Source organism: Pseudomonas sp. FSL R10-1339 (genome assembly GCF_009600545.1).
GTDB classification, from domain to species: Bacteria; Pseudomonadota; Gammaproteobacteria; order Pseudomonadales; family Pseudomonadaceae; genus Aquipseudomonas; species Aquipseudomonas bubulae.
The window spans coordinates 1-326 of record NZ_WIVQ01000295.1 but is presented as its reverse complement, the minus strand read 5'-3'; the positions used below and the strand labels follow the sequence as shown (position 1 = coordinate 326).

Below are 326 nucleotides of genomic sequence, written 5' to 3'. Positions count from 1 at the left end.
TGATTTGAGTGCATATCCGTTGCTGCGGCAACGGCCACTTAGGGTTCCGGCCTTACGCCGTGGGCCCGCCGCGTTCGGCCAGCGTGGTTTAACGGGGCCTCTTAGATCAAGATCAAAAACCAGATCAAGATCAACAGATCGCGAGGCAAGCTCGCTCCTACAGAGGGCTAAAACAACAAAGGGCCCCGAAGGGCCCTTTGTTTTGCATCGCGACGTGTTACGCGAACGGGTGACGCAGAACGATGGTTTCGTTGCGGTCCGGACCTGTCGAGACGATGTCGATCGGCGCGCCGATCAGTGCTTCTACGCGCTTGATGTAAGCACGG

At 57.7% G+C, this 326-nt stretch carries 1 protein-coding gene; it reads right to left on the bottom strand.

The window, feature by feature from the left end; genetic code table 11:
* Positions 1 to 217 precede the first annotated feature (217 nt).
* Positions 218 to 326 (bottom strand): adenylosuccinate synthetase (locus GHO03_RS24850; protein ID WP_153400718.1); only part of this gene is annotated, 109 nt, incomplete at its 5' end.